This window comes from Lacrimispora amygdalina (genome assembly GCF_900205965.1).
GTDB classification, from domain to species: Bacteria; Bacillota; Clostridia; order Lachnospirales; family Lachnospiraceae; genus Lacrimispora; species Lacrimispora amygdalina_A.
Genome location: NZ_OAOF01000006.1, coordinates 240,642 through 259,441 on the forward strand (window position 1 = coordinate 240,642; position 18,800 = coordinate 259,441).

Below are 18,800 nucleotides of genomic sequence, written 5' to 3' on the forward strand. Positions count from 1 at the left end.
CCTCACATCTTACCGGAGTCAATTAAATCAGACAGATGAAATCCCTCTGTTTTCCGGTACAAGTCATGGATCACACGTCCTGCTACTTCCAGAGCCTCCCAGTAATCAGCAGCAATGCCGAGTATAAAGAACTCTTTTTCCTTATAAAACGGAGATTTCAGTTCAGCAGCCGGATAGATATCAAGTATATTATTCCCATTTGAAGCGGGAGTAATCACATAAATTTCCAATCCTGGTTTTCCCTTCCTGATTCCCTGAATGATCCGGTAACGTTTCTTCTTTGCTTTTTCTCCGACGTATAAACGGTTATACCAGCTTATTTTCATAATCCATCAGCTCTTCCAATAATTCCATACATGTTTCTTTTTCAGCCTGATCCATGCAGCTGCCAAGACTGCCTTTGATATATTCCTTTATTTCATCGATTGAGTTAAAATAAACAGGCAGGTCTGACAGAACCTTAGCCATCACTGCACGGACTACCGGTTTTGGAGCATCTGCAAAAAGCTCATCCAGTTCATGAATGTAAGCTTCCGCTTCTTTGTCTAAATAAGACCGGTCCACAATATCTTCTGTATCACCTGTAAAAGCTGTTACTTCCTTCGGAATCAGAAGTTGTGCAAAACTGCTGCCCGATAGCAGCCTGTCCACATTCATAGAACGGATATAATCCGGATCATTGACCGGCTGCTGGTCTTCCTTTACAACTTCTACTTTTAAATAACGTTCGTAGTAAGCTTCCTGCCTGCCCTCCATCTGGGTCAGCTGATCAAGAAATTCCTCTTCTGAAATGGAAAGATCTTCCTGTTCAAATTTAACCAGAATATGATTTATCACAGAACGGTAAAACTCTTCCTCACTCACATCTATTACTGCATCCGGCTGGGCAAACAGTAACACAAGCAGATCATTAATCAGATCCTGAATCATCACGTAATAACCGGATTCATCCGTAAGTACCCGGCTTGCATAGGACAATTTGGCAGCAGCTTCATTATAGCTGTCAAACGTCATATTCCGGTAATCACTGTGCTTAAACTGCTGTAGAATTTCATAGATATCCTTGTGACCGTTTTCCATACCCTCGGGAAGACAAACCATGGACTCCGTCCTAAGCGTATACATCATATCCCGAAGATTTTCTCTTGGAGAACCAATATAGATTGAAAGCCCCTCCATAAGAAGACTGTAAAACTTCTGTTTTGTCAGTCTTACCGGAAGCTGTCCGATAATCTGTTTGATCCGGCCGTTCATAACAGCCGAATCACCAGCACCTGTAATAAATTCCAACAGCCTTTTTAAAAATTCGTCTTCCGTTGTACCTGGCACACCGGCAGGTACAAACTTACGCTCCATGCGGTTTAGAATATACTCGTAAATCTGAAAGCAGTCTGCATAGGAGGTCAGCACCTCCACTTCCTGAGTCATATCATTTCTCAGTTCCAGCAGATCAGCTTTGATTTCATTACCGGAAAAATATTCTCCCATAAGGTTGTTAAACCGTCTCACACAGGCAGTAATTTTCTGGGATTTGGGTGTTTCTTCTGCAACAGTCTCCAACAATGTATAGTAATTTAGTACAAGCCTTACATAAGAATACTGATAAGCAGCAGTCATCTGCTTTTTTATTAAACGGGTTTCCACGTATCGTCTCCTCTCGGGATCTTTTAATGATAATTGGATAAAATGGACCGTCTTAAGAAGTCCAGAGCCTTCACTACTGTCTGTTCCCTGATCTTCTCACGGTTTCCTTTGAAATGGTATTCCTCCACTTTTACTTTATCCTTCATATAACAGGCAATATACACAAGGCCAACCGGCTTTTCACCTTCTGCATCCGGTCCGGCAATTCCTGTTACAGCAACGCATGCATCAGCATCTGTAGCAAATACAACTCCGGTCGCCATCTCCTTGGCTGTCTGTTCGCTGACTGCCCCGTATTTTTTCAAAGTGCTCTTGCTTACGTCAAGATATTTTCTTTTCGCTTTGTTGGAATATGTGATAAAGCCTTCCCTAAAGACCTCAGATGCTCCCGGTACATTAACCAGTCTGCCGGCAATCAGACCTCCGGTACAGGACTCCGCAGTTGTGACTGTCAGCTCGTATTTCTTTAAAAGCTTTATTACTGCCATCTCAAGAGTTTCTTCTTCTTTGGTTGTATAGATATCTGTGTCAAACCGCTTTTTAATCTCTTTTACAACTGGTTTTAAAAGATTCTTTGCATCCTCTTCGCTGTCTGCCTTCGCTGTCACTCTTAAATGGACTTCCCCTGTTTTGGCGTAGGTGGCAATGGTAGGATTGGTCTGGGTGTTGATTAAATCGATAAGTTTATCTTCTACCTGACTTTCCCCGTGACCGCATATTTTAATCATCTGGGAGCGTATGACCTGCGGCTGGAGTTTCTTTAAATAGGGAGTAACCTGTTCTATAAACAGAGGTTTTAATTCATTGGGCGGACCTGGAAGCAGAATTGCTGTCTTGCCGTTTTTCTCCATAATCAGACCCGGAGCCGTACCATTGCTGTTGTCAAGAACCGTGGCTCCCTGGGGAACCATAGCCTGTTTCCAGTTATTATCCGGTATTTCTTTATAAATGCTGTTTTTAAAATATTTCGAAATCCGCTCCCTGGTATTCTCATCCTCTACCAGTTCAAAGCCCATCACTTCTGAACAGACTTCCTTTGTCAGATCATCTTCCGTTGGACCGAGTCCTCCGGTAAGTATAACCACATCAGAGCGGCCAAGTGCTGTCTCAAAAGCCGACGCAAGGCGGTCCCTGTTATCTCCTACAGTTACCTGATAATACATGGAAAGCCCTAAAAGAGCACATTTTTCTGCGAGATACTGGGTGTTGGTATTCACAATATTACCCAGAAGAATCTCGGTTCCAACCGAAATCAGTTCTACAACCATGATTACATACTCCCTTCCATAAGAACGCGATAATTTTTTGCTATATAATCAACAAGAGAAACCACAGTGAGGATTGCCGCAATCCAGATAAAAGCATTGGTTACAATGGTCAATACAGGGATGTTTAAAATCAGAAGTACAGACATAACCATCTGGGAAGCGGTTTTAAATTTGCCCCAATAGCTTGCTGCTATGACCACACCATTGTCAGATGCAACCAGGCGGAAGCCGCTGATAATAAATTCACGGCTGATAATCACTATAACAATCCATGCAGGCAGCTGACCCAGTTCAGTAAAACAGATCAGACCGGCGCATACCAGAAGTTTATCAGCAAGTGGATCCATAAATTTTCCAAAGTTCGTAACCAGACCATACTTTCTCGCAATCTTCCCATCCAGAAGGTCTGTAAAGCTGGCAACAATGAATACAGCTGCAGCGATATAACGGTAGGTCACATTGGTACCTCCGTCAAGCAATAAAAAAAGAACAAAAAACGGAATCATGATAACCCTTAAAACAGTCAGTTTATTCGGTAAATTCATCTTCCAACTCTCCTATTAAATCATACTCCATCGCTCCGGTTACACGGATTTTAGCAAAATCACCAGACATTAGTTCCTCACCCGTCTGGACAAAAATCATTCCATCCACTCCCGGACCATCCATATAGGTTCTGGCTACATAAGCATTCTCATCAGCCACTTTTCCTTCTATTATAACTTCCAGTGTTTTTCCAACCATGGACTGGGAATGATCAATGGAAATCTCCTGCTGGAGTTCCATAATCGCATCCCTTCGTTCCTCTTTTAATTCCTGAGGTACCTGATCCGGAAATTCTGCTGCCGGTGTGTCTTCTTCCGCAGAATAAGCAAAAACCCCCAGACGTTCAAACTCCATCTCATCCACGAATTCCATCAGTTCTTCATGGTCTTCTTCCGTCTCTCCGGGGAACCCGGAAATAAGCGTGGTTCTCAGTGCAATATCCGGAATCTCCCTTCGCAGCTTATTAACAATTTCTTTCAGCTGCTCTTTGGACGTCCTTCTTCCCATGCGCTTTAAAATATGATCGCTTGCATGCTGAATCGGCATATCCAGATAGCGGCAGATTTTTTCCTCTTCCCTTATTACTTCAATCAGCTCATCGGTAATCTCCTCAGGATAGCAGTACTGTATGCGGATCCACTGAATACCGGAAACCCTGCAAAGCTTTTTCAATAATTCAGGCAGTGACTTTTTGCCATAGAGATCAACGCCGTATAGTGTCGTCTCCTGAGCTACTAAGATCAGCTCTTTCACTCCTTTTTCGGCCAGCTTTTCAGCTTCCTTTATAAGATTTTCCATGGGTACACTGCGGTAATTCCCTCTTAGCGTGGGAATGATGCAGTACGTACAATGCTTGTCACATCCTTCTGCAATCTTTAAAAATGCATAATGACCGCCAGTGGTAAGAATTCTATCCGTTTCTGTCTGGGGAAGTATGTCCAGTTCATGAAAACAGGTCACCGGTTCTTTACCCCCCAGTGCAGCCTTTAAAACATTGGATATCTCATCATAGGTTGAGGTACCCAGAATTCCATCTACCTCAGGTATCTCATCAATAATTTCCTGCTTATAGCGCTGTGCGAGACATCCGGTTACAATTAAAGCCTTACAGTTTGCATCTGTCTTTCTCTGAGCCATCTCCAAAATGGTGTTTACACTTTCTTCTTTGGCATCGCCAATAAAGCAGCAGGTATTGATGACAATGACGTCTGCTTCGTATTCGTCATCTGTAAACGTATACCCGTCTCTATTTAAAAGGCCTAACATCATCTCAGTATCTACCAGATTCTTATCACAGCCCAGTGAAATGCATAATAACTTCATGTTTAAACTCCTGTCATTGGTTTTCCTGAAAGAAAAGGCCATCTACCAAAACGGAGACGGCCCTCTTCCTAATTATCGTCTTCTTCTGTTGCGTCCGCTTCGCTTAAAATCTTCACTTTGCCCTCATATAACTCTTCTACGGCAACTGATAGCGGCTTCTTGCCGGCTCCCGGAACCTCAGTGTCAGCACCTCCGATGATCTGCCTAGCTCTCTTTGCTGCGGCAATCACGATGGAATAACGGCTCTGTACAACCGGAGCATCTCCCGGCTCAACCTCACTGTTTACTACATTAATCAAATCAGAATAAGATGGATGTAACATCTTCCATTCCCCTTTCTCAACCGAATCTATATATTTTTTAATTCTTCCCGGATCTGGGATAAAAATGCCATATTATTGGAAGCACGCTTATGCTGTACCTGAATCATAAGATGCATCTCTTCCACACATCTGTCGATCTCATCGTTAATCAGAATATAATCATAAGCTTCCATGCCCTCTGCTTCTTCTGAAGCTCTGCGCAGCCTGGCGTTAATTACCTCCATGCTTTCTGTACCTCTGCCGATCAAACGGCGTTTCAGCTCTTGTGCATTGGGCGGCATAACAAACAGCAGAATCGCTTCCGGAAACCGCTCCTTAACTTTCAGCGCTCCCTGAATTTCTATTTCAAGAATAACATCTTTCCCCTTTTTCATCTGGTTTAAAACATATTCCTTGGGAGTTCCATAAGAATGATTGACATATTGTGCGTACTCAATCAATGCATCCTTTTCTATCATATCCTTAAAATGTTCTTCAGTAACAAAAAAATATTCTTTTCCATCCACTTCGCCCGTTCTGGGTGCTCTGGTAGTGGCGGAAATAGATAATGCATAATTCTCATACCGGTTCAGAAGCGCTTTCATAAGTGTGCCCTTTCCGGCACCGGAAAAACCGGATACAACTACCAGCATACCATTCTCGTTCATCCTGCGATTCTCCTACTCAATATTCTGTATCTGTTCCCGTACTTTCTCTATCTCAGTCTTTAATACAATAGCCCTGTCTGAAACTTCCAGATCACTGGCCTTGGAAAGAATGGTATTGGCTTCCCGGTTCATCTCCTGTGCGATGAAATCAAGTTTCCTTCCCACAATTCCTCCTGCCTCCAGTTCCGAGCGTGTATGTTCAATGTGACTTCTCAGCCGGACAGTTTCCTCATCAACACAGATCTTATCTGCAAAAATCGTCACCTCTGCGGCAATTCTGCTATCATCAATAGCAGCTCCAGCCAAAAGCTCTTTTACCTTATCTTCCAGTTTTGCCCGATATTCAGCCAGAATCTTTGGAGCTCTTTCTTCAACAAAATCGAGAATATCGTTCATCTGGCTGAGCTTGCCTAAAAGGTCCGCCTTTAAATTTTCGCCTTCGGTTAATCTTGTTTCCACAAAACGCTTTGCAGCTTCCTCTACTGTTTGCGACAGAAGCTTCCACATCTGATCTTCATCTTCCGGTACTTCTTCCATAATAAGGACTTCCGGACATCTGGCGAGTGCAGAAACCTTGATATCATTCTGAATTCCAAACTGCTCTTCCATTTTCGTAAAATAGCCCATGTATTCAGCAGCCAGCGCACTGTTATACTTGAGACACAACTTGTTCTCCGTATAATCTTCATAACTGATAAAAACGTCTACTTTTCCGCGCTGAATATAATTCTTCAACAAATTCCTGATCCCTGCTTCAAAAAAATTAAACTTTTTCGGCATCTTTATGCTTAAATCTAAATATCTGTGATTTACAGCCTTCATCTCGACGGAAATTTTATATTCATCCGTGACGGTTTCGTACCTGCCGAAACCTGTCATGCTCTTAATCATTACAAATGCCTCTCTTTCGCCATAGATATAAACCATTATAAGTCATAATAAAAAACAAGTCAAATGGTTTTAAATTTTACAGAACCATGTTTCTGTGATATACTATCTCCATCTATAAACCTTACCGGAGGACACAAACAATGGCATTTGATGGAATTGTTATGGCAAATCTCACGGCAGAAATGAAAGACCGGCTGGAAGGCGGAAAGATCTCCAAAATCGCTCAGCCGGAAAAAGATGAACTGCTGTTTACTGTTAAAAATCAAAAAAATACATGGAAGCTTTTAATTTCCGCCAGTGCCAGCTTACCACTGGTATATTTCACGGAAAACAACAAGCAGAGTCCCTTAACCGCACCTAATTTCTGCATGCTTTTAAGAAAACATATTGGAAACGGGCGGATCGTAAAAGTCAGCCAGCCAGGTCTGGAACGAATTCTCTGCATGGAAATTGAGCATTTGGATGAATTAGGGGACAGGCGGACCAAAAAGCTCATAATTGAAATCATGGGCAAGCACAGTAATATCATCTTTTGCAATGAAGATGATATGATTCTGGACAGCATTAAGCACATCTCTGCCCAGGTCAGTTCTGTGCGCGAGGTTCTGCCCGGCAGAAAATATTTTATTCCACAAACTATGGAGAAGAAGGATCCGCTGACGGTTACAGAAGAAGAATTCATTGCTTCTGTAGGACATGCGGCCGCACCGGTTCAAAAGAGTCTTTATTTAAATCTTACAGGGCTGAGTCCTGTAATCGGCCATGAGCTGTGCCATCTCGCTTCTATTGATGGTGATCACTCTGCCAATGAACTTTCTGAAACGGAACTTTTGCATTTATACCGCATGTTCTCTTTTATGATTGAAGATATCAAAAAGGGTTTATTTAACCCCAATATTATCTACAGAAATGAAGAGCCGGTTGAATTCGCAGCTGTCCCCTTAACCTGTTATGAAGGCAGTGATTATGAAGCAAAGTCATTTGAATCTATCAGCACACTGTTAGAAACCTACTATGCTGCCAAAAATATGGTAACCAGAATCCGTCAGAAATCTGTTGATTTAAGGAAGATTGTACAGACAGCTTTAGAACGTAATTATAAAAAATACGATCTGCAGGAAAAACAGTTAAAAGACACGGAAAAAAAGGATAAATACAAAGTATATGGAGAACTTTTAAATACCTACGGTTATGAACTGACAGGTGGTGAGAAACAGCTTACCTGTTTCAATTATTACACCAACGAGGACATCACCATTCCACTGGACAGCCAGCTTTCCGCCAAAGAAAATTCCAAGAAATATTTTGATAAATACAATAAGATGAAACGTACCTTTGAAGCTGTTACCGGACAAATCAGTGAGACCAGGCAGGAAATCGACCACTTAGAGTCCATCAGTGCAGCACTGGATATCGCTTTGTTAGAAGAAGATCTTGTTCAGATTAAGGAAGAACTGATGGAGTACGGCTATGTCAAGCACCGCAGGACCGGAGACAAGAAACCAAAAGTCACCAGTAAGCCTTTCCATTATGTTTCATCCGATGGTTTTCATATGTATGTAGGGAAAAATAACTATCAAAACGAAGAACTGACCTTTAAAGTCGCAAACGGCAATGACTGGTGGTTTCATGCAAAAGGAATTCCAGGTTCCCATGTAATCGTGAAATCCGAAGGAAAAGAACTTCCTGACCGTACGTTTGAAGAAGCCGGGGCGCTGGCTGCCTACTATTCCAAAGGCCGGCAAAATGATAAAGTTGAAGTAGATTATATACAGAAAAAACAGATCAAAAAAGTGGCAGGTGCAGCTCCTGGATTTGTTATTTATCATACAAATTATTCTATGGTTGCAGAACCAAAAATTCCAGAAAATGAACTGAAATGATTGCGGGCTCATAAGAGTCCGCTTTTTCATAAAAATAGGAGTGTCAAAACAGATCTATCAATCTATTTATAACACTCCACCTATTTTCTATTTAAAGTTCTATCATTTCTATAATATTCTTTCTTTCCGGAATTGTGGTTATTACCTCGATACAGTATTCCTCTGGAATAATCTTGCACATATTTTGCTCTGGAAAAATATCCAATTTCTTAATATTGTTTTCCTTCTTTAATATTTTAACAAATAAGTTTTCTCTCATAGACCTTTCTCCTAACATTTCATCTGTTTACGTAGGAAAAAAAACTACATGCATACCTAAAAAACTATTCTAATATACATAAATCTGCTGTCTTTTAAACTATGCCAAAGACAGCAGATACTCCCCTTTTTTGTGCAAGGAAACTAATGTTTACTTACACTATATGCTTTTTCATTAAACAACATTTTTAACTCTTGTTGCATTACTCATACCGGAATCTCTGATGATGTCTTTTTTTCTTAATCTACTTTGCATTGCGCATTTTTAACACTTCTTCTGGGATTTTTCTTTCATAAACTCCAGCCGGAATGCTTCTCCCTACAGAATTAAGAGATACTTTCACTAATGCTTTCTGCAATTCTTTTACTACTTCTTTCTTCATCATCCTCAATCTCCTTTTTATTTGTTTTGTTTTTAGGAAACAACGTTAGTAGTTCCAAAACAACCGGATAAATAAGTAGTTCTCTCATCGACGGATCTAAATAAGCAGCCGTCATGATAATGGTTAAAACAGCAATAGAATACAGTTTCTTTTTACGAATATCTTTTGGTGTAAAATATTCTATGTTGATGGTTCTGGGAGCAAAGATTAAAATAGTAATCACCGATATAATATAGATATATGGCAGTAGGGAAAGCCTGATTGGTAAATATATGTGCCCGGTTAAAGATACAGCCCATATAAGTAACATACTAAACCCGCAGCCAGCCCCTGTTTTTGCATGTATACCTCCAGCCTGCAATCTGAGTCCGCAAAAAGCTGTTAATATAAGAAGAGTTTCCAGACCTTTTCCAATCATAATTCCTATGATTTGTATGAAGATAAACTTAACGATATTATCCAATAATAATTCAATTCCATATTGTATTACATCGTTCTCTTCTTTGCTTTTGGGACTTATTTGATTCATCCAATTATTCAGCATTAATGCCATTTTATTTATGCCCATTTTACCACCACCATTTATGCCTATATTACCATAACTTTTAAATAAAAAATGTTTTTGCAATTTTCGTAGCATATTTTATCTTAAGCGTCAAATACGTCGTTTTTTCACACAATTAACTTTACTTTCTATATCTAACAAGGTACAATAATAGTATTTACTAGCGAGGTGAGACACCATGACATATTTTATTTATACTTTTACAGGAGGCCTGTGTAATTATTTCTCCTGTGTTAATTTATTGCCCCAAAAACCGTCTGCGTTAAAAAGATTACTTTTGTTCTTATACGCGTTTGGCTCTCTTTATCTTTTTAACCATGTTTATGGGCAGGCCGGTACTTTTATCACTCTTTCAGGTATATTGCTGATTGTATATGTACTTACAAGAAGCGATTATTTAAGCCTGGGATGTTATATGTTTGGATATTTATATATCATAGCATTCAATTATTTGTTCATGTACATTGCCGGTGAAGTACTTAAAATGGATATGGTATCTATGTTGAAACATGATATGCTGAATATTGCTTTTTCTATTATATATTGTACATATTGCGGAGTTACAACAAAGTTAATCGGATGGTTTATTCACAAAAGACTAAATATAACTCAATATTTAACTAACCAGCATATGTTGAAAGCAATATTAATTGATTTATCTTTACTGGTTTTTTTCTTCGTCTTTAATTTTTCATATGGAGAACGGTTAGGTTATAATTATGGCGTAATTGGACTTAATGGAATTATTTTTTTGCTGCTATTCTCTATCACCGCTTTTCTTATGTATTCAATTTACAAAGTGACTGCGAGCGAACAAGCCTATAAATTCCGTATGGCGCAGTATGAGAATCTACAGCTTTATACAGAACGGTTGGAAAAATCCTACGGTATAATGCGAAAATTCAAGCATGATTACTTAAACATATTAAGCACTATGAGTGGTTTTATGGATGAAAATGATATGCATGGATTAATTGAATATTATGAGAAAAAGGTCCTTCCAATCAGTCATGAGTTTTCAGAATCAGACACAAAATTAGGTGCACTGTCAAAAATTAGAGACACAGCTTTAAAAAGCCTGCTTTCATCAAAATTTATTTATGTAATGGAGATAGGAATAGATCTGAAAATTGAATTAACAGAAACAATTGACAATCTATTCCTGGATTGTCTGGACCTGTCAAGAATCATTGGAATCTTTTTGGATAATGCCATAGAAGCAGCTATGGATACTGCAAAAAAAGAATTGTACTTCTGCATGTTTTATAAGGAAGATGACCTTTATATCGTTATTAAAAATACTTCTCCTCCTCTAAATCATGCAATCTCGCAGCTTAGCAGCCATGGAGTATCCACAAAAGGGGAAGATCGTGGAGTAGGACTCTATAACGTTTCCCTCATACTACAAAATTACGATAATATTATCTGGGATATGACTTACGAAGAACCTTACTTTACTCAAAAACTGATTTTAAGAAAAGGTGTAAAACAGGTGTGATAGATGATTCATATATATCTTTGTGAAGACGATGAGAGACAATTATTAAGATGGAAAGACATTGTCGATAAATATTTGTTAATGAATTCCACAGAATCTGTCCTTTATTGTAGCACTTCTGATCCGGAAGAATTATTATCTTTGAGAAAAAAGTCCAGCATTACAGGGCTCTATTTTCTTGATATTGATTTACACGCTAAATTAAACGGAATTGAACTGGCTCAGGAAATTCGTAAATACGATCCACGCGGATACATTGTTTTTGTAACTACTCATAGCGAAATGGCAATTCTCACTTTTCAATATAAAGTGGAGGCTATGGATTTTATTATAAAAGATGTGACGAAAACTTTACCAGACCAGATATGCGCCTGTATACGAAACGCTGAAACAAACTATAAAAACCAGTTAAACATATCAAACCATTTTTTATCAGTTAAAATTGACAAAACTTCTCTCATTCTTGATCAGAACGATATAATTGCAGTTACAACCGGAGAAGACTATCATAAAATTATAATACATACAAAAACAGGTGTAAAACAAATAACCGGAACTTTAAAGGAACTGAACTCAATACTAAACTCTGCCTTTCTTCAATGCAGCCGTTCTGCTATTGTAAATCTGAAACATGTAATTAAATATTCCAGAGAGGACGCTCTGCTAATTATGGATAACAAAGAAACTTATTCCGTATCTTTTCGTATGATGGGGAAAGTGCAAAAAGCCTTAAATAATATTAACTAATAAAAAAGCCGGTTAATCCCGGCTTTTTTATTTTCTTATTCCCCATAAGTTCCCTTGGATTTTACAAGCTTCGGCCGATATCCTTCAGAAGTAAGGGCAGCCATAATCGCATTCTTATGTTCCGTTCCAAATGCTTCCAGAGTAATTCTTAATTCTACTGCTGTATTCCGGTTAATGCTGATAAACTGGTTATGTTCGAGACGGATTACATTGCCCTGTTCTTTTGCAAGAAGTGCCGATACCTTCGCCAGTTCACCGGGCTTATCCGGGAGAAGAATAGAAACAGTAAAGATGCGGTCTCTCTGAATCAGTCCCAGCTGTACGATGGACGCCATCGTGATCACATCCATGTTACCGCCGCTTAAAATTGATACAATTTTTTTATTATCCACATCAAGATGTTTTAAGGCAGCAACAGTAAGCAGACCGGAATTTTCAACCACCATTTTATGGTTCTCCATCATATCTAAGAACGCCACAATCAGTTCAGAATCTTCAATTGTTATGATACTGTCAACATTCTCCTGGATGTAAGGAAACAGCTTGTCTCCGGGGCATTTCACTGCAGTACCGTCTGCAATGGTATTGACACCGGGAAGAGATACTACTTTTCCCTGGCGTAATGATTCCTGCATACAGTTTGCACCTGCAGGTTCCACACCAATTACTTTAATCTTAGGATTTAACATCTTTGCCAGTACGGAAACGCCGGTGCAAAGACCGCCTCCGCCGATCGGTACAAGAATATAGTCAACAGTGGGAAGTTCTTTGATAATTTCCATGGCTATGGTGCCTTGTCCAGTCGCCACATCTAAATCATTAAAGGGATGGACAAAGGTAAGTCCTCTCTCCTCTGCAAGCTTATAGGCATGACTGCAGGCCTCGTCAAAGACATCTCCTTCCAGAATTACTTCTGCTCCATATCCCTTTGTCCGGTTAACCTTCATCAGAGGAGTCGTAGTCGGCATGACAATGGTAGCGGGAATTCCGGCAAGCTTTGCCGCATAGGCAACGCCCTGTGCATGATTGCCGGCAGAGGCAGTAATCAACCCTTTGGATTTTTCTTCCTCTGTCAGAGTGCTGATCTTATAATAAGCACCTCTCACCTTGTATGCCCCTGTATATTGCATATTCTCCGGCTTAAAATACACTTTATTTCCAGTCTGACCGGAAAAATACTCACTGTATACAAGCTTTGTTTCCAGAGTAACCTTACCAACGACTTCTGATGCTTCCTCAAACTTTTCCAATGTCAACATAATTTACGCCTCATCTTTCTCTTCTACGTGGAACAATGCATCTACGAATTCAGTTGCATTGAATTTCTGCAAGTCATCAATCTTCTCTCCAACACCTATATATTTTACCGGGATTCCAAGTTCAGACTGTATTGCTACTGCAATTCCTCCTTTCGCGGTACCATCCAGTTTGGTAAGAATAATTCCGGTAATGTCTGCCACTTCCATGAATTGTTTCGCCTGTACAAGAGCATTTTGACCGGTGGTACCATCTAAGACCACAAGCGTTTCCCGGTATGCTTCCGGATATTCTTTATCAATGATTCGATTGATTTTTTTCAATTCCTCCATCAGGTTCTTTTTGTTGTGGAGACGTCCTGCCGTATCACAGATCAGGACATCTGCCTGTCTGGATTTTGCCGCAGCAACTGCATCATAGACAACAGCTGCAGGGTCTGAACCTTCCTGCTGGGCGATTATATCCACATTTGCTCTTCTTGCCCATTCGGTCAGCTGTTCAATCGCAGCTGCCCGGAATGTATCTGCCGCAGCTACAATTACTTTTTTTCCATCATCCTTTAACTGTCCAGCCAGCTTTCCCACAGAAGTGGTTTTTCCTACTCCGTTTACTCCGATAATCAATAAAACAGAACGGCGTTTTTCAAATTCATAAGCATTTTCTCCCAGATCCATCTGTTCCATGATACTATCCATAAGAAGCTGCTTGCATTCGGCTGGATCCTTGATGTTATTTTCCTTAACCTTTTTTCTTAAGTCCTCCATAATGGACATCGTAGTCTGGATACCCAGATCACCCATGATCAGAATTTCTTCAATTTCCTCATAAAACTCGTCATCAATGGCCGAAAATCCGTTGAAAATGGAATCCACACCTGCGATAATGTTGTCTCTTGTTTTCTGCAGTCCAGCTACCAGTTTTCCAAAGAATCCCTTTTTTTCTCCCATAGTCGGCCTCCTTAACTTTCTAAATCATCTTCGATCAGATTAACAGATACAAGCGTTGAAACGCCTTTTTCCTGCATGGTAATACCATACAGACGGTCCGCAGACACCATGGTGCCGCGTCTGTGAGTAATAACAATAAATTGTGTAAATTTTGTAAGCTTATGCAAATATTTTGCGAAACGGTCTACATTAGAGTCATCCAGCGCTGCCTCGATCTCATCTAACAGACAGAATGGGGACGGCTTTAAATTCTGAATGGCAAAAAGCAGAGCAATTGCAGTCAGTGCTTTTTCCCCACCGGATAGCTGCATCATATTCTGCAGTTTTTTACCAGGCGGCTGGGAAACAATCTGTATTCCTGCCTCCAGAATATCCTCATCTTCTACAAGCTCCAGTGCACCCCTGCCTCCTCCGAAGAGTTCCTTAAAAACCTTGTCAAACTCCACTCTGATTTCCCTGAATTTCTCCTCAAACTGCTTACGCATTCCGCTATCCAGTTCGTCAATGATTTTCAGCAGGGTTTCTTCTGCGGTAATCAGATCATCATGCTGAGTTTTCATAAATTCATATCGTTCAGATACTTCTTTATAATCTTCAATGGCATTGACATTGACATTTCCCAGCTTACGGATCTCATCCTTTAAGGAAGCAATCATTTTCTTGATATCCGGAAGAGAAGTCCATTCCTCATTTCTTAAAGCCTCGGCTTTTGAAAACGTCAGTTCATATTCATTCCACATATAATTTACGTGGTTGTCCATACGTTCTTCCATCTTCTCCTTCTGGCTCTGAAGGCGGAATAATTCCTTATCCAGCAGACTGATGCGCTGGGTAAGCTCCTCCCTTTTCTGAAACAGTTCTTTCTGCTCTTTGGATTTCATTTCTTTTCTTGCCAGTTTATTGTTGATATCCTGATCCAGTGTTTCTTTAACGGTACTGATTTCTGCAATTCTGGTTTTTAATGCTTCAATTTCTTTTTGTTTTTCTTCTATAATCAGACCGGAGCTGCCTGAACCCTGAGTCAGTGCTGCAAGTTCTTCTTCCAGCCTGCTCACTTCCTCTTTTACCCGCCGGATATTTTCCAGCTCGAAATCATCCTTTTGTTTCAGACCGGAGGCTTTAAGCTGTGCCTCGGATAAGTCCTTTGAGAGTTTTTCCCGGTTGGATCTTGCCAACTCAAGTTCTGCATTGAACTCCTCCAGTTCACCGTCAATATCACCGCTTCGCAAAACCAGCTTCTCCATAGAAAGAATCAGATCCTGCCTGTTTTCTCCGATTTCCTTTTTCTGGACCTCAAGCTGAGAATTTTCCAGTTCCAGGTCTCCATAGGATTCTATAATCTCTGCCTTCTTATCTTCAATCCTGTGCAGATTTATTTTAACCGTATTTTGTCTTAAATAAAGCTTTTGTTTCTCAGTTCTGATTTTTTCCAGTTCTTCTTTGCATTCACTCAGAAGACCTTCGTTCATAACCAGCTCAGTTTCGATTTGTCCCGTTTCTTTTATTGCTTTTTCGCAGAGAGCTTCCAGTTCCTCCATCTCACGCTTACGTCCCAGCAGGTTACTGGTATTTTTGAAAGCACCGCCTGTCATGGAACCGCCTGCACTTAAAAGTTCCCCTTCCAGAGTGACGATTCTTAAAGAATACTGAAACTTTTTGGCCAGTGCAATTGCATGGTCAATGGTATCTACAACTACGACTCTGCCAAGGAGATAATTCATCAATCCCTGATACTGGCTGTCTGCCTCAACCAGAGTATTGGCTAGTCCCAGCACTCCCGGCTCGTTAAGCGCTTTCTCCTGACTGAAAGTATTTTTATTGCCAATGCTGGTAAGTGGGAGAAATGTGGCTCTACCGTACTTGTTTTTCTTTAAGTATTCAATCAGCTGTTTGGCTGTCTGGTCTGAGTCAGTAACAACATTCTGAATGCTTCCTCCCAGAGCTGTTTCGATGGCGACCTCATACTTTTTCGAAACAGTAATCAAATCTGCCACAACTCCATGAATTCCCCTTACCCGGTCCTTCACTTCCATGATCCGGCGGATGCTGCCGCCATATCCTTCATACCGCTCTGCCAGATTCCGGAGTGATTCCAGTTTTGTGTAACTGGTATGGTATTCCTGCTGTCTGTCGTTTAAGTTTTTTCCAAGCCGCTTTACTTCATGCTCTAATTCCTCTACCCGGCTTTCGCTTTGCTCCTGAAGTTCATTGTACTTATGAATACCAGCATCGATCTCATCTGCTTCTTTTTGAAGCACTAAAAGCTGCTGATCCTGCTCGGATTCATCGCTCTTATATTTAAGAAGCTTTTGAAGCACTTCAGACCTACGCACATTCACCTGCTCAAGCATAGTTTCATAACGCTGCTGCTTCGCATTTAATGTGGCCTTTTCATTCAGGAGTTCAATAATACTCCCTTTCCCTGACTCAATCCGCTGTTCCAGATTGTGAATTTTTTCATCTTCTGCAGCAAGAACCGCCTCTCCCTGCTTTAGCTGTTCTAACGCAGCTTTTACTGACTCGGCAATAACAGACCGTTCCTCCTCATAGGAAGCTGCCTGAGAATTTTTCATATCTATCTCAGAGTGTATGGATCTCACCCTGCCTGCAATATGTTCCGCATTCATCTGTTCTGTGTTAATCTGCTCTTTCAATACGTTAATGCGGCCCTGTAAATTACCAGTCTCTATATCAGAATTATTTTTTTCATTACGGCTTTCTAAAATAGATTCATCCAACTGGGATAAATATGTATCAAGTGCCTCATACTGTTCTCTTATGCCTTCAGATATGTTTTTTGCATCTTCCAGATCACGGTTGACAATTACCTCTTTCTCATCCACTTCTTTTAACTGGAAACGCAATCCTTCCGTCTCCATCAAAAACTGATTTACATCATACTTTTTCAGTTCTTCCTTTAACCGCAAATACTCTTTCGCTGCCTCGGACTGCTTTGCCAAAGGGCCAACCTGTTTCTCCAGTTCCGTCAGAATATCACTGACACGGACCAGATTCTGCTTTTCATCTTCCAGCTTCTTCTGAGCGATGGATTTCCGGCGTTTAAATTTGACAATTCCAGCTGCTTCATCAAAAAGTTCCCGGCGTTCTTCGGGTTTCCCGCTTAGAATCTTATCAATCTGACCCTGTCCGATAATGGAATAGCCTTCCTTACCAATTCCGGTATCATAAAAAAGCTCGTTGATATCCTTTAAACGGCAGGCACTTCCATTAATCATGTATTCACTCTCACCGGAACGGTAAACTCTTCTCGAAACAGTCACCTGATCGTAGTCAATGGCTAAATGGTGGTCTGAATTGTCAAGCGTTATGGCCACATAGGCAAATCCCTGGGGCTTTCGCATCTCTGTTCCTGAAAAAATGACATCCTGCATACTGGAGCTTCTCAGCTGCTTTACTTTCTGTTCTCCCAGTACCCAGCGCACCGCATCAGCAACATTGCTTTTACCACTTCCATTAGGGCCTACAATGCCTGTTATTCCGTTATGAAATTCGAATACTATTTTGTTGGCAAAAGATTTAAACCCCTGAATCTCTATACTTTTTAAATACATACTCCACGCTGACAGCCATTACCAGCTGCCCTTTCTTTACCTTATTATTGTCCTGCTCTTTGGACATAAAGGGATACCCGCAGGGTGTTACCTTATTATTGTCCTGCTCTTTGGACATAAAGGGATACCCGCAGGGTGTTACCTTATTATTGTCCTGTTTTCTGGACATAAAGGGATACCCGAAGGATATTCCTTATTTTCCACGTAGCTTAAGAATCCCATGATAAGCCGCCACCTGCTCCGCAGCCTTCTTGGTTCTCCCTGTCCCCTGTCCGATGGGAGTATCTCCAATTTTCACCTGAGTTTCGAATATCTTATTATGATCCGGTCCTTCTTCTTTTAAGAGTTCGTAGCTCAGAGCCTCTTCCGTCTGGCTCTGTACAATCTCCTGTAAGATAGTCTTGCTATCAAAAAAGAGCTGCTTATGTTCCAGATCATTCATAATGAAACGAAGGATAAACTCTTTTGCATTAGCAAAACCACCATCCAGATAAATGGCCCCTATCAGCGCTTCCATCGCATCTGAAACAATCGAAGCTCTCCCCCTGCCTCCGGTCGACTCTTCACCTCTGCCCAAAAGCAGATATTCACCAAGCTTAATCACCTCTGCGCAATAAGCAAGCGTGGGCTCACAGACAATGCTTGCGCGTATCTTGGTTAAATCGCCCTCCGGCTTTTGGGGGTACTTGTGATACAGGCAGTCACTGGAAACAACCTCCAGTACCGAATCACCTAAGAACTCAAGTCTCTCATTGCACTCGGTTTTGTTCAGACGGTGTTCATTGGCGTAGGAACTGTGTGTCATAGCTTGTGTTATAAGATGCTTGTCTGAAAAATGGTAGCCAATCCGCTCTTCCAGTTCTTTAATATTTTTACTCATCTCATTCCTCTTTCCTTATTATTGTCCACGATTTTTGGACATAAAGGGGTACCCGAAGGGTGTTCCTTATTATTGTCCACGATTTTTGGACATAAAGGGGTACCCGAAGGGTGTTCCTTATTATTGTCCACGATTTCTGGACATAGAGGGATACCCGAAGGGTGTTCC

Annotated in this window: 18 protein-coding genes; 3 read left to right on the forward strand and 15 right to left on the reverse strand. The window is 40.8% G+C overall.

What is annotated here, in order from left to right:
- Positions 1–2: 2 nt before the first annotated feature.
- The 8 genes from CRO04_RS11030 to CRO04_RS11065 form a co-directional block, all read right to left on the reverse strand.
- Positions 3–326: a hypothetical protein gene (locus CRO04_RS11030; protein WP_097004297.1), complete on the reverse strand. Its 324-nt coding sequence runs from the start codon at positions 324–326 to the stop codon at positions 3–5.
- Complete coding sequence (locus CRO04_RS11035) at positions 307–1,644, reverse strand: hypothetical protein (RefSeq protein WP_097004298.1); 1,338 nt, start codon at positions 1,642–1,644, stop codon at positions 307–309. Before CRO04_RS11035 ends, CRO04_RS11030 begins: the two co-directional genes overlap by 20 nt.
- Before the next feature lie 23 nt (positions 1,645–1,667).
- Positions 1,668–2,912, reverse strand: a complete 1,245-nt coding sequence (locus CRO04_RS11040; RefSeq protein ID WP_097004299.1) for a competence/damage-inducible protein A — start codon at positions 2,910–2,912, stop codon at positions 1,668–1,670.
- 2 nt (positions 2,913–2,914) lie between these two features.
- Positions 2,915–3,457: a CDP-diacylglycerol--glycerol-3-phosphate 3-phosphatidyltransferase gene (pgsA, locus tag CRO04_RS11045; protein ID WP_097004300.1), complete on the reverse strand. Its 543-nt coding sequence runs from the start codon at positions 3,455–3,457 to the stop codon at positions 2,915–2,917.
- The gene (gene rimO / locus CRO04_RS11050; RefSeq protein WP_097004301.1) at positions 3,441–4,781 is read right to left on the reverse strand and encodes a 30S ribosomal protein S12 methylthiotransferase RimO; all 1,341 of its coding nucleotides are present in this window, start codon (positions 4,779–4,781) and stop codon (positions 3,441–3,443) included. The genes pgsA and rimO overlap by 17 nt, the downstream gene beginning before the upstream one ends.
- Before the next feature lie 68 nt (positions 4,782–4,849).
- Positions 4,850–5,104, reverse strand: a complete 255-nt coding sequence (gene rpoZ / locus CRO04_RS11055; RefSeq protein WP_097004302.1) for a DNA-directed RNA polymerase subunit omega — start codon at positions 5,102–5,104, stop codon at positions 4,850–4,852.
- 26 nt (positions 5,105–5,130) lie between these two features.
- Positions 5,131–5,751: a guanylate kinase gene (gmk, locus tag CRO04_RS11060; RefSeq protein WP_097004303.1), complete on the reverse strand. Its 621-nt coding sequence runs from the start codon at positions 5,749–5,751 to the stop codon at positions 5,131–5,133.
- A 12-nt stretch (positions 5,752–5,763) separates the two neighbouring features.
- Positions 5,764–6,642: a YicC/YloC family endoribonuclease gene (locus CRO04_RS11065; RefSeq protein WP_097004304.1), complete on the reverse strand. Its 879-nt coding sequence runs from the start codon at positions 6,640–6,642 to the stop codon at positions 5,764–5,766.
- 140 nt (positions 6,643–6,782) lie between these two features.
- Here CRO04_RS11065 and CRO04_RS11070 point away from each other — a divergent pair, with 140 nt between their 5' ends.
- A complete protein-coding gene (locus CRO04_RS11070; RefSeq protein ID WP_097004305.1) occupies positions 6,783–8,525 on the forward strand; it encodes an Rqc2 family fibronectin-binding protein in 1,743 nt (580 codons plus the stop codon).
- 91 nt (positions 8,526–8,616) lie between these two features.
- On the opposite strand, the gene CRO04_RS26215 is transcribed toward CRO04_RS11070, so the two are convergent.
- Together CRO04_RS26215 and CRO04_RS11080 are read right to left on the reverse strand one after the other, a co-directional pair.
- Entirely contained in the window at positions 8,617–8,784 is a 168-nt protein-coding gene (locus tag CRO04_RS26215; protein WP_166432525.1) for a hypothetical protein, read from the reverse strand.
- A gap of 326 nt (positions 8,785–9,110) precedes the next feature.
- Positions 9,111–9,734, reverse strand: a complete 624-nt coding sequence (locus CRO04_RS11080; protein WP_166432526.1) for an accessory gene regulator B family protein — start codon at positions 9,732–9,734, stop codon at positions 9,111–9,113.
- Positions 9,735–10,677: 943 nt separating this feature from the next.
- Here CRO04_RS11080 and CRO04_RS26220 point away from each other — a divergent pair.
- Positions 10,678–11,229, forward strand: a complete 552-nt coding sequence (locus CRO04_RS26220) for an ATP-binding protein (protein ID WP_166432527.1) — start codon at positions 10,678–10,680, stop codon at positions 11,227–11,229.
- 3 nt (positions 11,230–11,232) lie between these two features.
- Positions 11,233–11,976 carry a LytR/AlgR family response regulator transcription factor gene (locus tag CRO04_RS11090; RefSeq protein WP_097004309.1) on the forward strand — a complete coding sequence of 248 codons (744 nt, stop codon included), beginning with the start codon at positions 11,233–11,235 and terminating at the stop codon, positions 11,974–11,976.
- A gap of 35 nt (positions 11,977–12,011) precedes the next feature.
- Here the strand turns inward: CRO04_RS11090 and ilvA are convergent, their stop codons facing one another.
- From ilvA to rnc, 5 genes are read right to left on the reverse strand one after another with little or no spacing between them, the layout of a single operon-like run.
- Positions 12,012–13,235, reverse strand: coding sequence for a threonine ammonia-lyase (gene ilvA, locus CRO04_RS26585; protein ID WP_207654434.1), 1,224 nt, complete (start codon positions 13,233–13,235; stop codon positions 12,012–12,014).
- Positions 13,236–13,238: 3 nt separating this feature from the next.
- Complete coding sequence (gene ftsY, locus CRO04_RS26590) at positions 13,239–14,180, reverse strand: signal recognition particle-docking protein FtsY (protein ID WP_207654435.1); 942 nt, start codon at positions 14,178–14,180, stop codon at positions 13,239–13,241.
- Positions 14,181–14,191: 11 nt separating this feature from the next.
- Positions 14,192–17,752 carry a chromosome segregation protein SMC gene (smc, locus tag CRO04_RS11100; RefSeq protein ID WP_097004310.1) on the reverse strand — a complete coding sequence of 1,187 codons (3,561 nt, stop codon included), beginning with the start codon at positions 17,750–17,752 and terminating at the stop codon, positions 14,192–14,194.
- A complete protein-coding gene (locus CRO04_RS11105; protein WP_097004311.1) occupies positions 17,718–17,921 on the reverse strand; it encodes a hypothetical protein in 204 nt (67 codons plus the stop codon). The genes smc and CRO04_RS11105 overlap by 35 nt, the downstream gene beginning before the upstream one ends.
- A 24-nt stretch (positions 17,922–17,945) precedes the next feature.
- Positions 17,946–18,632 carry a ribonuclease III gene (rnc, locus tag CRO04_RS11110; RefSeq protein WP_097004312.1) on the reverse strand — a complete coding sequence of 229 codons (687 nt, stop codon included), beginning with the start codon at positions 18,630–18,632 and terminating at the stop codon, positions 17,946–17,948.
- Positions 18,633–18,800 lie beyond the last annotated feature (168 nt).

Bases quoted from the DNA above. Each gene is read 5' to 3' on its own strand.
- pgsA (WP_097004300.1), bottom strand. From the start codon at position 3,457: ATGAATTTACCGAATAAACTGACTGTTTTAAGGGTTATCATGATTCCG.
- smc (WP_097004310.1), bottom strand. From the start codon at position 17,752: ATGTATTTAAAAAGTATAGAGATTCAGGGGTTTAAATCTTTTGCCAAC.
- gmk (WP_097004303.1), bottom strand. From the start codon at position 5,751: ATGAACGAGAATGGTATGCTGGTAGTTGTATCCGGTTTTTCCGGTGCC.
- ftsY (WP_207654435.1), bottom strand. From the start codon at position 14,180: ATGGGAGAAAAAAAGGGATTCTTTGGAAAACTGGTAGCTGGACTGCAG.
- CRO04_RS11065 (WP_097004304.1), bottom strand. From the start codon at position 6,642: ATGATTAAGAGCATGACAGGTTTCGGCAGGTACGAAACCGTCACGGAT.
- CRO04_RS11030 (WP_097004297.1), bottom strand. From the start codon at position 326: ATGAAAATAAGCTGGTATAACCGTTTATACGTCGGAGAAAAAGCAAAG.
- CRO04_RS11090 (WP_097004309.1), top strand. From the start codon at position 11,233: ATGATTCATATATATCTTTGTGAAGACGATGAGAGACAATTATTAAGA.
- rimO (WP_097004301.1), bottom strand. From the start codon at position 4,781: ATGAAGTTATTATGCATTTCACTGGGCTGTGATAAGAATCTGGTAGAT.
- rpoZ (WP_097004302.1), bottom strand. From the start codon at position 5,104: ATGTTACATCCATCTTATTCTGATTTGATTAATGTAGTAAACAGTGAG.
- rnc (WP_097004312.1), bottom strand. From the start codon at position 18,632: ATGAGTAAAAATATTAAAGAACTGGAAGAGCGGATTGGCTACCATTTT.
- CRO04_RS26220 (WP_166432527.1), top strand. From the start codon at position 10,678: ATGGATGAAAATGATATGCATGGATTAATTGAATATTATGAGAAAAAG.
- CRO04_RS11070 (WP_097004305.1), top strand. From the start codon at position 6,783: ATGGCATTTGATGGAATTGTTATGGCAAATCTCACGGCAGAAATGAAA.
- CRO04_RS11080 (WP_166432526.1), bottom strand. From the start codon at position 9,734: ATGGGCATAAATAAAATGGCATTAATGCTGAATAATTGGATGAATCAA.
- CRO04_RS11040 (WP_097004299.1), bottom strand. From the start codon at position 2,912: ATGGTTGTAGAACTGATTTCGGTTGGAACCGAGATTCTTCTGGGTAAT.
- CRO04_RS11105 (WP_097004311.1), bottom strand. From the start codon at position 17,921: ATGTCCAGAAAACAGGACAATAATAAGGTAACACCCTGCGGGTATCCC.
- ilvA (WP_207654434.1), bottom strand. From the start codon at position 13,235: ATGTTGACATTGGAAAAGTTTGAGGAAGCATCAGAAGTCGTTGGTAAG.
- CRO04_RS26215 (WP_166432525.1), bottom strand. From the start codon at position 8,784: ATGAGAGAAAACTTATTTGTTAAAATATTAAAGAAGGAAAACAATATT.